The sequence below is a fragment of the Nocardia aegles genome (assembly GCF_052545135.1).
The window spans coordinates 24,320-36,791 of the sequence record NZ_JBQWRI010000017.1; the positions used below are offsets into that span (position 1 = coordinate 24,320).

Genomic DNA, 12,472 nt, shown 5'->3' on the forward strand with positions numbered 1-12,472 from the left:
CGAGTTGTGCGAACGTCACCGCAGCCGGTGGGTCAGTCACACCCGAGGCGGCGGCGGGATCGAGGACTACGAGCGGTGGGTGGCTACTCAACCGACGTTTCCCGGCTTCGGGACCTGCGTTGTCGGCGTGTGCCCGCGTCTGGCGGCCTCACCGCTGGGATTGTGTCAACCGCATCACAACCGCTACAAGCTCGACGGCCGACCCGGGTATGCGTACACGCCTTCGGGAAGAAGCCACGCACGCGGGCCGAGCGGTTCGCCGAATGCCACGCACCACCGCGACGAGTCGGCGTTCCAGCGGTGGTGCGAGACGGTGGTACCGGTCGCGCGCGACGGCGTGGTCAACCTGAACGGGCTCGAGCCGCTGGTCAAAGCCGAGATCCAGTGGGGCATGCACGCCCACGCCCAGCTTCGCGCCCCCACCAGCTGGGACCTTTCCTCTATCCAGCGGCTCGCGAACTACTGCCGAGCACAACGACTCACCTCGCTGTTCGATGACACTTCCCACGGCCGCGTGAGCCTCGAGCTCGGACCGGGCGTGAATTCGGTCGTCACGATGATCAGCCGCGAGCTGGTCAACGGATTGCGATGCGTCTACTACGGTCCCGACGACACCAAAGACGCGGGTTTCCTCAAGACCGATCATTTCGGTCGCCGATTTCCTGACACGCACAGCCACTACGATCTCGCAGCGGTAGAACAACGGTGGCTGCGGGATCTGCTCTGGGAGCATCTCGCCGCCATTCTGCGGTCCCCGAAATGTCCGCGGTCACGCAGGCCGTTCGACGGTGTCCGCCGAGCCGCGATCGAACTGGGCGCGTTCCTGGCCGCCGAGGCACCTCGACGCGGTCACGATCCTGCCCTATTGGATGAGCAACACGCTCACCGATTCGTCGCGGACCTGCGGCACCGGGCACGGCACGGGCTGCGGTCGTTGGGTCTGTCCCGCAGCGACGGCCAGCCCTCCACGATCTCCGATGCCACCTGCCGTCTGGTGTTGAACGGCGTTCACAGGCTGTTCGAGGACGCGCTGAAGTCCGGTGCCACCGCCGCCATCGGGTTGGACACGGCCTTCGTCGCCGCGCTGCCCTTCGGCGACCCCGTCGCCACCCGGTCACGAACTCCGTTCTCCGACACCGTCGCCCGCGCGTTGGCCGACGACACCAATCTGCGCTGGTTCGCGCAGACACACGACCCCAACGACCGGGGCTTGCGCGATATCTGGGAATCCATCGTCTTCACCGGAAGGCGTTGCAGCGAAATTCTACAACTACGCGTGGACTGCGCCGGCCGCTACCGAAGCCTGCCGATGCTCTGGCACGATCAGACGAAAGTCGGCAACTACGACCAGGCGATCCGCATCCCCGAAACGCTCTACCAGCGCCTGGACGCCCGACGTGCCAAGACCCTCACCCGCTTCGAGCACCGTCACGGCCGCCTACCTACTGGCCGGGAGCGCGCCGCTATGGCGTTGTTCCCCAGCGACATCCGAAACCGCGACGAAACCCGATCCGTGTCCTACCAATACTTCGGCATCCACTTCCGAGGCTGGGTCGCTGCGTTGGATCTCGGTGCTGCGGTAGCACACCAAGCCCGCCACACCTTGGCCACCAACCTGCTGCGCGCCGGTGCCAGCCTGGCACACATCCGCCGCTACCTCGGCCACGTCAGCGACCGGATGGCCGAGCACTACACCCAGATCGCACACTCCGACCTCGAAGACGTGCTACACGCGGTCTGGGTTACCGGCCCGGGGTCGGCGAACCTCGGCGAAATGCTCTCCGGCACAACCGAACCGCTGACCCGCGAGCAGGCTCTCGCACTCGCCGTCGACCTGTCCCGGCGCAGCACCCCCGCCGACGGCGGATTCTGCACCTTCCAGCCCGTGGTCCAGGGCGGCGCGTGCCCCTGGAAACTCGACTGCGAGAACTGCGACCACTTCGTACTCTCCGGCGCGGACCTGCTCTACTGGCGCCGCAAGCAGGACCAATGGCGCTCGATCGCCGAACGCGCCCCCGACGACGCCACCGCCGACTACCTCCACCGCGTCTTCGAACCAACCGCACGCGCGATCACCGGACTGGAAAAAGCCCTGGCAGGGCTCGGACTGCTCGACCAAGCCCTCGCCATCGACCTACGCCGACCACAGGACTACTTCCACAGGCTCTGGAGCACCACCTTCCGCGCCACCGACCTCGCCGATCTGTCCGGCTCCGATCAGGAACAATCCGCGTGACTACATCGACACCCGCAGACCGCACCGCCGCCGCGACCAACGCACGCCGCGCGAGGACCCAGGCGATGATCAACCGCGTCCGCAGCGCCCTCGACCAGATGCACCGCGAGCGCGCCCCGATCACCATCGCTGCGGTCGCTCGCTGCGCCCACGTATCCCGAACATTCCTCTACCAGAACCCCATCGCCCACTCACTCGTCACAACAGCATCCACCGCAGCGAGCGACCAACAGCTACGCGACCAAGCAGCTCACCGCGCACATCTCGAAGCCTCCTGGCGAGAACGGGCGCTCAACGCCGAAAACGCACTCACCCGCGCCCGCCAGGAGATCACCAACCAGCGGGCCACCATCGCCGAGTTGCTCGGACAGATCCGGGATCTGGAAAACGCACTCCCCAAGGAAGCCGCCCAACACCTTGTCACCGAGAACACCACGCTCAAGCAGGGCCTGCACCAGCTCACGCAGGAACGCCAACGCCTGCGCGAACAACTCCACAGTGCACGAGAAAACAACAGGTTTCTCGACAAGCGAATCGCCGATCTCGAAGCACAACTGGTCTCCGACCTTACGGACACAATCCGCGCAAAGCGCGGATAATCAACCGCAGACAGCTCCATGAGGACCGCGCTCTAGTGTAGGCGGATCCGGATGGCGCTACACGATGTTCCCGTGTGGTTCGATCGTCAGACTTATCGAGTCATCCGGATTCTGTACAAATACCACAGCATGCGTGTGCGGTTGGAACCCACCATCACAGTTTTGGACCTTCGACTCATGGATGATCAGCTTCATATCTTCCTGCATGACGGAGCGAAACCTAACCGGAACACTGGTGGGGGGCATGCCACTGTCCAGCCACATGAGCATAGCTTCGGCTGCCGTAGTTGCCGCCTCAGCAGCTATTCGCTGGGCATACGGAATAGAAATCTTCCCTTGTGCCTGCGTGCGGACTGGACACCCCACCCGCAGCGGAATTCTCACATTAACTCCCAGACGGGAGTGTCGATATCCGAATTCCAAACAGGATGTCTCCATCCAACCGCCAGCAGTTCCCGATTTGTCGTCATCCATCTTCTTCACCACAAAGTCAAATATAGATGGAAGGATCGGAGGCAGTTTGGTGTTAGGGGTTGAGTCGGAGGTGGTGTCGGATACTTGTTGAAGAAGTTCGCTGTGAGACGCTCCCGCTGGCCCGTAGAGGGCACGGTCGAATGCCGCTTGCTCGTTGGAATGTCCAGGCTCGGCCGGTGCCGACGTATTTGAGACCGCTCCCTGCTGGATGGTACCAGGCGTGCCCGTCACGGTCGTTTGACCGGCCAGAGGGGCTGCGGTGTCGCTGCCTAACGCCGATTTTCGAGCATCGAGACTGCGCCCGTAGTTCACCTTCGCGCCTTCATTCGAGATCGTTGAAGGCGAAGTATCCGTCGATCCGCGACCGTACATGGCTGCGACAAATGCCAGTGCGGCCTTGAATTTTTCGACATCCTTCTTCGCGGCAGTCGCCAGATTCGAACCGGCTTGTACGCTCGCCGAGGTCGCCGCATCCGAGGTGGCCTGTATTCCGGATTGCGCGAGCCCGATCGTGGCAGCCAATCCGCTCATATCGCGGAACATATTGCCGTTGGCGATTGCCTGTAGGGCAGGTGTCAGGCCAGCAGGATCGGGCAGAGCCGTCGGACTCACAATGTTGACGAGCGGCTGGCTGAATCCCTTCGCAGTGAGATCGATATCTCCCTCTGAACGCGAACCCGCTTGTAGGGGTGCGATTTCCGGCGCCGTCAACGGTATAGGAGAATCTTGCCAGTTCCAGAACCGGCCGAATTCCAGCTTCTCTGCCGAGTTGTAGCGACCGAGCACGGCTTCCGCGAACACTCCGCCGCTGGGCATGGGCACCAGATCTTCGGTGACCTTTTCCGCATCGACTCCGTGGTCGGCCAGCCAATCAGCCCATTCTCGGGCTTGCTGGTCATCACTCTCGGCATCCGCCGTCAGGTGGGTTCGCAGTACCAGATAGTTTCCCGCAGTCGCTATCGGCTGCGGATCAACCTGTTGAGCCACCGGTCTGCCGCGGAAACTGTAGCCAGCGAGCAGAAGAGTGACTGTTGCGGGATCGAGCGACCGATAGATGAGATCACTGTAGTAGATCGAATTCTCATGCAGATGCTCTGTCAATTTCGAGCGCACGCCGCCGCCCGAAAACCAGATGACCCGCGTTCGCCCTGCCGCCGCGACGAATGACACCTCCACCCAGAAGGAAACTCCCTTATAATTCAATCCGACGGTCATGATGAGACTCACTTCCGCGCCGCCGTTGTCCACGTAGATGTCGGCAAGTTCATGCAGGCTTGCACTGTCCTGCACCAAGAAATCCTTCGTGGTCGTCTTGTTCAAGGTGACGTCGGTTCCATCCCTGCGTCCCAGCGACAGCGACAGGCCCGCAGCATCCTGAATGAAGTACACCTTCGTCACTTTGGCGTCATTCGGCAATTCGATGGTCTTTCCCGCATCTTTCACGGTGAAAGGCACGAGTGCCGCGCCCTTGATCTCCAAGAAGTTGGAACTGCGCGTTTTCAGTCCAACAACACTGAAGTCGTTCGTAAGCAGATCGCGGCCCTCACTGTCAATCGGCGACCGGGCCAGTATCTTGCGGAACTTTCGGACTAATGCGTCGTTACCGAAGTCGATCGGCTTCATCGGCACGAAGAGACACTGCTCCACACGAGCCAGCCGAACTACCACGCGATATATCTGAACAATTTCGTAGTACTGCACGGAGAGTGCATGCATATGGTTGTAGTTGGTGACGACACGCGTACTGATCTTCTCGTGTTCTGCTTGCGAAACCTCTTTGACGACGGTAGCGCGCCGATTGCGGGCGGCACTGGCGTGTTGTTGCGTCCGGTCCAGCACATTCTGCGCCATCGACGCGGAAAGATCTCGTTGTCCAGCGGATGAAGAGAAACTCATCGCGTTACTTTGAGTATTAGCCTCGCCGGAGGAGTCTCCGAAAGTAACAGGACCGACACTGACTCCCCAACCCGTGCCTTCCTGGTCGGAAGACGACTGCACATGAGTCTTGGAGAATCCCTCCTGAGCCTCGCGCGCCACAGCGGACGTGACCTCGCGTGTCGCGCGGCTGTGCTCGGTCAGATTACTCAAATCCTCTGTCTCGTTCTCAGTTTCAGATTGTCTGCCCTGTACCCGACGAGACCAGTCAATCATGGCCACTCGCGTACTCTCGCCGGGCGCCAACGCGACCGAATGGAGCAACTGACCGAGCGTCACACCTTGAGCGAACCACGACTGCGAAAACATGAGCAGGGCGCCGATACCAGGTGTCTTGAAGCCGAAATTCTCGCCGACGATGGCCGAAAGATCAATCGGGCCTGCCTCCTCCAATGGTTCGATCTCTCTATCGGTATCGTTGCCGTCGAATACCAGGGTGCTGTAGAACACCCGCTCCGTGGGAAAATCTCCCGAGGTCGGCAACAGATCCGCAGGCGCGTCGGGGTCAGCGTCCGGCGCGTCTTCGGGAGTCAGAACTCTCATGTATATGTCACGCGCGGCCAGATAGGAAGGCCATAGCGCGAGGTCTCTGACGGTCTCGACGTTCAGCGCATTCTCGATCTCGGGCGCCCGCGCTGGATCGATTCCCTCCAGAGCGGATATCGGCAAACCCGCCAGATCCTCGATACTTGAGCCAGGCGGCAGATTTTCCACGATCTCCGCAGGGGCCATACCGTAGCGCGCCAGCGCGGATCGGGGATTTTCGGCCGCCTCCGACAGGAGCGTGGCATCGCCGAACACACGCGAGCATGCGAGGTCAAAAATGGTTTCGAGCCCCTCAGACGTGAGAATCGCGGCTGCTGCCAGCGGTAGTCCGAGTAGCGCGGAAATCGGTGCCTGCAATATCTCCAGCGGCGCCAGCTTGCTAAATTCTGATCGCAGATACCCCGCCAAAGGAGGGCGCTGAGACAGCATCGGATCTCCTAACCAGTAGAGGAATCGGGTTGCGGCTGAACCACTTCCGGCTGCGCTCAGCGTACATCAAAGCAATAGGGATCGACCGGGTTTAGCGACCGTAGCGGATCGACCGAGGACTGTCGTCTGCCAGGGGGAAGGGACCGCCCTCTTGCCATGAGCATGGGACCGGGCTATCTCCGGTCGCGGACCGTGTGCTGATGGTGGCCGAAGATTGGCTGCTGGTCAATTCGAGATGACCGGGTTCGGTCCTCAGGTCGGCAGGTTGCCTGCTTCGGGTTCTTCTCGGGGCTGAGGACGACCTGCAGGTGTGCCTCAATCCGGGGTGGCACAGTTGATCGTGTGACGACCGAATTCGCAGGCATCGCGGGTGTTGAGGGTCTGCGGTATGCGTCGGACTGGATCGGTGCATCGGAGCAGGTAGCGCTGCTGGCCGCGATCGATGCGGCACCGTGGTCGAGCGAATTGCGCCGCCGGGTCCAGCATTTCGGCCATCGTTACGATTACGGCCGCCGCTCGGTGGCCGCGTCTGAGCCTGCACCACCGCTGCCCGGATGGGCGCGTGAGCTGGTCGAGCGACTGGAGTGGGATGTTGCGCCGGATCAGGTCATCGTCAACGAGTACCTGCCCGGGCAAGGCATCAGCCCGCATGTCGACTGTGTGCCCTGTTTCGGGCCGGTTGTGGCAACGTTGAGTCTCGGCTCGGCCTGCACGATGGACTTCCTCGCCCCTGAGGGCGGGGTCTGTGTGCCGGTCAGGTTGGCGCCCGGCAGTTTGTGTGAGATGACGCGGGACGCGCGGTGTCGGTGGCGGCATACCATCGCTGCGCGCAAAACCGATCCCTCACCGTCCGGGCGGGTGCCGCGGGCGCGGCGAGTGTCGGTGACGTTCCGGACGGTGCTCACAGGGATCAGCGCCTCCTCGCAGAGTTGATGGTTGGCCATGACCGGTGGTTGTGCCGGTCAGTCCGAGTCAGTCCGATCACCGGGTTTGCCGAGTCGCGGTTTCTGTCGTTGCCGGTAGGACTCGCCCTCGACGACGAGTTCGTAGGCTGCCGATTGCAGCCGGTCCATCGCCGACTGCGCCAGCAGTGGGTCGGCCATCATGGTCAGGATCTCCGGAGGTTCCCGGTTGCTGGTGATCACGGTCGATGCCTTGCGGTGGCGCTCGACGATCAGCTCGTAGAAGTCGTTGGTCTCGACCGCTTCGAGCCGGTGCAGAGCCAGGTCATCGATGATCAGTAAATCGACGCGGTGTAGTTTGCGCATCTCGTCTTCGTAGCTGCTATCGAGGCGTGCGCCGCGCAGCCGTTTGAACAGTTTGTCGGCGCGTTCGGTGTGAACAGTGCGGTGCCGGCGAACTGCGATGTGTCCTAATGCATTGGCCAGGAACGTCTTTCCGACACCGACCGGCCCCATAATCAATACGTTGTAGGCGTCGGCGAGGAATCGTAGTGAGGTCAGCTCGGCCCAGAGTTCGCGGTCGAAGGTGACCGCGGTCGAATCGTCCCAGGCCTGCAACTGCATCTGCGGATCCAGATGGGCGGTCTTGGCGCGGCGTTGCTCGGATTGCCGGTCCCGGCGGGCGACCTCGTCGGCGAACAGCATCTCCAGGAAATCGTGATGCGGTAGCCGGTTCGACCGCGCCAACGCCAACCGCTCAGGGAGGGTGTCCAGGAGCTGGCCGAGCTTGAGGCGGCGCATCAGCGACTTCAGCTCCGGGGTGATCTCGATGGGTTTGACCGCCGGGGCGGCGGCGGGACGGCGCGTAGTGCTCATGAGGGCCTCCTGACCGCGAAATCGGTGGCGGAACGGACGAACCGGGACGGAGCTGGTGGTGGCAGCAGCGTCAACTGCTGACCCGTGGTGCCGCGGGTGAGCATGCGATCGATGACCCCGACGTCGACGACCTCGGCGTCCAGCGCCCGGTGGCAGGCATCGTCGACGGCGTCGGCGCCGTGGCGGCGCACCAGCCCGAGCAACCGGTAGACCTGCCGCATCTTCGTCCACGGCAAGGGATGCTCGAGCACCGCCGCAGCGTAGGAACCGACATGAACGCCGTGATCGAATGCTTTGCGTTGCAATGTATGCAGGTCCCGCATCGCATAGGCGGTGAGCTCGCTGGGCAGGTCCGCCGGATCGGTCTGGCGGCGACCGGGCCCGACCTTGGGGTGGACTTTGATCAACTCACCACGGAAGTAGAGCTTCACCGTCTGCGAGTCGACCCGGGCGGACAGGCGCTGCCCGACCAGATCACCGGGAATGCTGTAGAGAGCCTGGGAGATCTGAGCGTGCCGGTCCGGCGCAACTTTCGGATTCACCCAGGTCGGGATATCGAACGCAGTGTCGGGCAACGGTTTCAGTTGCGGAGCCTCGTCGATGGCGAACACTTCGGCCGGACGCAGGCGCGTGGTGCCATGTATTCTCATCCCCGCGGTCTCACGGCACCACCGCTGCGCACGTTCCCGACAGTCCCTCCAGGTCCCGGAATTGTTCTCCAGCAAAGAAATTCGACCGTGCATAAGGAACACAACGTTCGACGCGCGGCTTGTCCTGCGGGCTGCGGATCCGCGCCGGATCAACAACGAACCCACGAGACTCGGCATACTCGCGAAACGAATCGTTCAACCGACGATCGGTCGCGTCGGCCTTATCGACGATGGCCTTCATGTTGTCCGGAATCGCGACCGCGAACACGCCATCGAAGAACACCCACGCCGCTTCGAACCCGGCGATGACGTCGCCCAGTGTTTCCCGGTAGGTGGGCAAGACGAACATGTGCCGCGAATACACCGCGGTGAAGATCAACCCCTTCACCACCCGCCGACGGCCCTCGACATCGGTCAGCAGCCCCAGCCGCCCGAAATCGACCTGCACTTCCGCGCCGGGTTCGCAGTCGGCCACCCGCACCGTCGCGCGCCGCTTCCCGAAACCCAATTCCGCCTGCGCATAACGGTTCAACGTCCGATACGACACCACCACACCACGGCGAGCGAGCAGAATATGAATCTTGGTCAAGGTCAGGCCCTGATCCAGCCACTCCTTGACCTGCTCGGACTGACCGGCCAGCGTCTCCCACACATCGCTCTTACCGTTCGGACGAGACTTCCGAACCCCGGCGATCACCGCCGCCAGCAGCTCATCGGTCAACTGCTCCACACCATCGTCGCGGTCCACCCCACACGACTGCGCCCTGTCGACATACCGGCGCACCGTCTTGCGGTCAGTGCCCGACAGCCGCGCCACCTCCCGCAACCCGCGACCCTGCAGCCATAGCCGCAGCATCTCCCTGATCTCGATCACCGAAACCTCCCGGTAGCTCATCTGGCCAATACATCGGCCGAGCGACCGGAAGCCCCAAAGCCACGCCGGGTGGTCCCATAACTGGCAAAACCGCTAGTCAGGTGGTCCCATCAGTGGCAAACGGGTGGTCCCATACTCATGGCAAAAACGGCTCCGAAGTGGTCCCTTCCTCCTGGCAGCCGACACGAGGACGGTATCGGAGATATTCGTGCATGATTCGCTGCGGAGGCACACGGTAGTCGTGTCACAGATACACGGGTAAACGAGGCCGGCGGCCCGCCCACCTCAGTCACCGACGCTCGGACGCACCACCAGAACTGAGCCACACGATCCCGGCTCCTCCGACATCGTCATCAGGTGAACACCAGTCTCGGTCGAACGAGATCGCAGTCACCAACACGCCAACGATCAAAAAATGTGATCTACGACACCAATTCACCCTCGGAGTTACCGCGCGTGTACACCTGTGTGCCTCGAAAGAGGCCAGCTCAGAGGGCATTCTGCATCACTTCAAGTCGGTAAACCCCGAACCTCGGCGCCTTTCCACTACAGCGGAGGCCAGGAGATGCTCGAAGGGCAAGGCGACGCCGAATACAAGCGTTTCTCCTCCGGCACCGGCATCGCGCTGGAGTCCGGATGCAGTGTCGACACCGCCTTCCACGACCCGTACTGGCACCAGCCCGCACCGCGCACCGAGATCGTCACCACCGAGTTCGGTGACACCGCCCTCGCGCGCCACCGACGCGCCCGCCGCCGAGCACGCGCCGGTGCCGTGGTGGCGCCGTGGGACCGGGCCACCCGCGCCAGCTGAAAACCGCCAGCCCTCGTACCCGCCGATTGGACAGGAGCCCGGATTCGTTATGCCCACATCAGGTTTCAGCCTCAGCACCGACACGAACTCCACCGATTACGGGGCCTCCTGCACGCTGTTCCGCACCGACGAGGCACCCCTGACCGGGACGGTGTTCACCGACATGGGCGAACACACCGTCCTGGTCGACGGCATCCCCGAACGCCGGTCGATGGTGATCGTGCGGTTCTTCGGCCTGCGCGCCCACGGCGAGCCCCTGGGCAACCCGCGGGTACTGGCCCGGTTCGTCCCCGGCGAGCCCGGCCGCGGGGCCGCGGCCGCGGTGTGCCTGGGCGAGCCCGGGCGCGCCTGCACCTCGAACTGGGCCATCCTCTCACAACCGCCGATGCGGACCTGCGGGAACTGGTGTCCGACACCGTCATCGCGATCACCGCCGAGTTCCTCACCGACGACCGTGCCGCCCGCCATCGCCACTTCTGCGCCGATGCGCGCCGCCAAGACGCGGCCACCGCTCTCGGGACCATCGACGTGCTCCAGCAGCGCGGCTATCGGCGTCTGGCCGCCGCCCGCGCCGAGGCCGATGCGGCCTGGGCGCTCGTGCAGACCCTGCGCCAGCGGAACTGACCCGCGCCGATCCGTACTGCTGATCGCAGCCACCCGAGGAGTTTCAATGATGCTCGACACCGACCTGACCCTCACGCCTGCGGTGCTGGCGGGCCTGCGTGTGGTTCTGGCCTATGCGGAGATCGGGGAGGAACGCGACTACGACGAGTGCGACCCGCAGGACCGGGCGTATCACATTCTGCACCCGATCCGGCGCCTGTCGGCATGGCTCGCGGGTGCTGCGGCTGCGAAGACATCCTTCGTCTACATCCAGCAGGGCGGCGCGAGCAGAGGGTTCTACCTGCATGCCTTCGACACCGAGGCCGACGCCGAGGCGGGCCGGCCGGACAAGGATTCCTTCGGCACCACCGCGATGGTGCGGATTCCCGGCCTCACCTGCGAACAGCTCGACGCCGTCGACGAACTCATCCAACAGATCGACAACCTCGTCTTCGACGTAGCGGCCGAGGCCGACCCGCTCACCCCTGACACCTGAACCGCACTCACCAGCCCGAGGCGCGCGCAGGTCACCGCGATCGAGCAACCTCACGCGCCCGACGCCTTCGCCTATGGCGTTCTCCGGACTAAGGCGCTCTACTGATCCGCGAAAGTCACGCTGAGGAGTTCTCGCAGACATTGCACCCATGGGTGGAGGTCAGGGGGCGGTGGTGGAGGGCCAGTCCAGGGGCAGGTTCAGCCAGGAGCCGATCATGCCGACCGCGTTCAGGAAGGCTTGCATGCCGTCCCATCCCGCGGCGACGGCCCGGGGCCGGTCGTCGACCCGGAACGGACACAATGCGAGCTGGTGGTCCGGTGATCGGAAAGGCCGGCCGAGGATGACGGTGTGAGCTCGACCGTCGTGGTCGATCGTGCGCTGGGCGACGATGTCGCTCATCGTCGTATCCGGTCCCGCAGGGATGGTGGTGTCGGTCGGGGTGGGGTCGGGGAAGCCGAGTTCAGCGGGAAGGGCGAATCGGGCGCGTTCGGCGTCGCGGTTCGCTTGCGCGGGCGTCTGTCCGATCTCGACGATCGCGGTGTGCAGGGCGGCCAGCTCGTCGGCGCCCCGGCTGTGGAAGACGTGGTCGTCGATGCGGAAGACACAGTCCGCGCCGGTCTCGGCCGGGGTCGGTGCGCCCACCTCGATCACGACTTGCTGACCGTCGTCGGTGACCAGCCGGGACATGATCACTGTGCCGGTGACGCTGCTCATGACACCTTCCGATCTGAGCGGGGACGAGTCCGCGAAGCGTTGCGTGGATAGCCGGGCGGCGGGGTTTGCAAGCCAAACTACTGGAATCGCTGGACCAGGATCGGGATCCCGAGATCGGTTGCTGTGCTCGTTCCGCTCTCGCGAGCGCGCATCCGGTCGAGAGTCGCGATTTCCCGGCAGCGGCGTTGAGGCTGACTTGCAGTCCCTCGACCTCGCCGGTCCAGCCGTTCGCGCGGGCTTCGCCGATGCGGTCACGCAGGTTGGCCGCTATCTCGGCGAGCCGATCGCGAGCACGCAGGTCAACGCGCAGGCTCGGGCATCTGATGC

Annotated in this window: 11 protein-coding genes; 6 read left to right on the top strand and 5 right to left on the bottom strand. The window is 63.6% G+C overall.

Annotation, left to right across the window (positions count from 1 at the left end; translation table 11 throughout):
- Window positions 1-313 precede the first annotated feature (313 nt).
- A complete protein-coding gene (locus ACT89H_RS28325; RefSeq protein ID WP_445111726.1) occupies window positions 314-2,236 on the top strand; it encodes a tyrosine-type recombinase/integrase in 1,923 nt (640 codons plus the stop codon).
- Window positions 2,233-2,835 (top strand): DUF6262 family protein, encoded by a 603-nt coding sequence (locus ACT89H_RS28330; protein ID WP_445111727.1) that lies wholly within the window; start codon window positions 2,233-2,235, stop codon window positions 2,833-2,835. Before ACT89H_RS28325 ends, ACT89H_RS28330 begins: the two co-directional genes overlap by 4 nt.
- Before the next feature lie 57 nt (window positions 2,836-2,892).
- Here the strand turns inward: ACT89H_RS28330 and ACT89H_RS28335 are convergent, their stop codons facing one another.
- Window positions 2,893-6,219 carry a hypothetical protein gene (locus tag ACT89H_RS28335; RefSeq protein WP_445111728.1) on the bottom strand — a complete coding sequence of 1,109 codons (3,327 nt, stop codon included), beginning with the start codon at window positions 6,217-6,219 and terminating at the stop codon, window positions 2,893-2,895.
- A gap of 342 nt (window positions 6,220-6,561) precedes the next feature.
- Between ACT89H_RS28335 and ACT89H_RS28340 the strand changes: the two genes are divergently transcribed.
- On the top strand, window positions 6,562-7,152 hold the full coding sequence (locus ACT89H_RS28340; RefSeq protein ID WP_445111729.1) for an alpha-ketoglutarate-dependent dioxygenase AlkB: 591 nt from the start codon (window positions 6,562-6,564) through the stop codon (window positions 7,150-7,152).
- Window positions 7,153-7,181: 29 nt separating this feature from the next.
- Here the strand turns inward: ACT89H_RS28340 and ACT89H_RS28345 are convergent, their stop codons facing one another.
- From ACT89H_RS28345 to ACT89H_RS28355, 3 genes are read right to left on the bottom strand one after another with little or no spacing between them, the layout of a single operon-like run.
- Window positions 7,182-7,997: an ATP-binding protein gene (locus tag ACT89H_RS28345; protein WP_445111730.1), complete on the bottom strand. Its 816-nt coding sequence runs from the start codon at window positions 7,995-7,997 to the stop codon at window positions 7,182-7,184.
- Complete coding sequence (locus ACT89H_RS28350; RefSeq protein WP_445111731.1) at window positions 7,994-8,647, bottom strand: Mu transposase domain-containing protein; 654 nt, start codon at window positions 8,645-8,647, stop codon at window positions 7,994-7,996. The genes ACT89H_RS28345 and ACT89H_RS28350 overlap by 4 nt, the downstream gene beginning before the upstream one ends.
- A gap of 10 nt (window positions 8,648-8,657) precedes the next feature.
- Window positions 8,658-9,542 carry a hypothetical protein gene (locus ACT89H_RS28355; protein WP_445111732.1) on the bottom strand — a complete coding sequence of 295 codons (885 nt, stop codon included), beginning with the start codon at window positions 9,540-9,542 and terminating at the stop codon, window positions 8,658-8,660.
- Window positions 9,543-10,086: 544 nt separating this feature from the next.
- On the opposite strand from ACT89H_RS28355, the gene ACT89H_RS28360 reads away from it, so the two are divergent.
- The 3 genes from ACT89H_RS28360 (at window position 10,087) to ACT89H_RS28370 (ending at window position 11,431) form a co-directional block, all read left to right on the top strand.
- Window positions 10,087-10,332, top strand: coding sequence for a hypothetical protein (locus ACT89H_RS28360; RefSeq protein ID WP_445111733.1), 246 nt, complete (start codon window positions 10,087-10,089; stop codon window positions 10,330-10,332).
- A 405-nt stretch (window positions 10,333-10,737) separates the two neighbouring features.
- Window positions 10,738-10,956 carry a hypothetical protein gene (locus ACT89H_RS28365; protein WP_445111734.1) on the top strand — a complete coding sequence of 73 codons (219 nt, stop codon included), beginning with the start codon at window positions 10,738-10,740 and terminating at the stop codon, window positions 10,954-10,956.
- A gap of 46 nt (window positions 10,957-11,002) precedes the next feature.
- Window positions 11,003-11,431 (top strand): hypothetical protein, encoded by a 429-nt coding sequence (locus ACT89H_RS28370; protein ID WP_445111735.1) that lies wholly within the window; start codon window positions 11,003-11,005, stop codon window positions 11,429-11,431.
- Between the two features lie 159 nt (window positions 11,432-11,590).
- Here ACT89H_RS28370 and ACT89H_RS28375 read toward each other — a convergent pair whose 3' ends face one another.
- Window positions 11,591-12,145, bottom strand: a complete 555-nt coding sequence (locus tag ACT89H_RS28375; protein WP_445111736.1) for a DUF6968 family protein — start codon at window positions 12,143-12,145, stop codon at window positions 11,591-11,593.
- Window positions 12,146-12,472 lie beyond the last annotated feature (327 nt).